Genomic DNA, 342 nt, shown 5'->3' on the forward strand with positions numbered 1-342 from the left:
CAGATACCGTAACGGCGTTCGGAAGCGGGTCGACGGTGATCGTAGCGCTAACGCCCGTAAGGTCAAGGTCACAGCTCGTATTGGAAACGTTGCTGACATCGATGGTCGTCGCTGAGGTGATCCCCACAACCGCGATCTCAAGCGTACCGTCAGCAGGTATCACGCCTGTTACCGAAGGGCCGCCGCCTATACTGTAGGTCAAGGTGTCACCGGCATCGCCACTGACCACGAACTCCCCGTCGTCGCCAGAGCACACGCTAGGTGCGGTAGCAGATACCGTAACGGCGTTCGGAAGCGGGTCGACGGTGATCGTAGCGCTAACGCCCGTAAGGTCAAGGTCAC

Annotated in this window: 1 protein-coding gene; it reads right to left on the bottom strand. The window is 59.6% G+C overall.

Annotated features, from left to right (window positions below):
* Positions 1-342, bottom strand: a 342-nt coding sequence (locus tag AB9K26_RS00035; protein ID WP_369970511.1) for a hypothetical protein, incomplete at both ends; no start/stop codon positions are given.

Source organism: Psychroserpens sp. XS_ASV72 (assembly GCF_041224425.1).
Taxonomy (GTDB): domain Bacteria; phylum Bacteroidota; class Bacteroidia; order Flavobacteriales; family Flavobacteriaceae; genus Psychroserpens.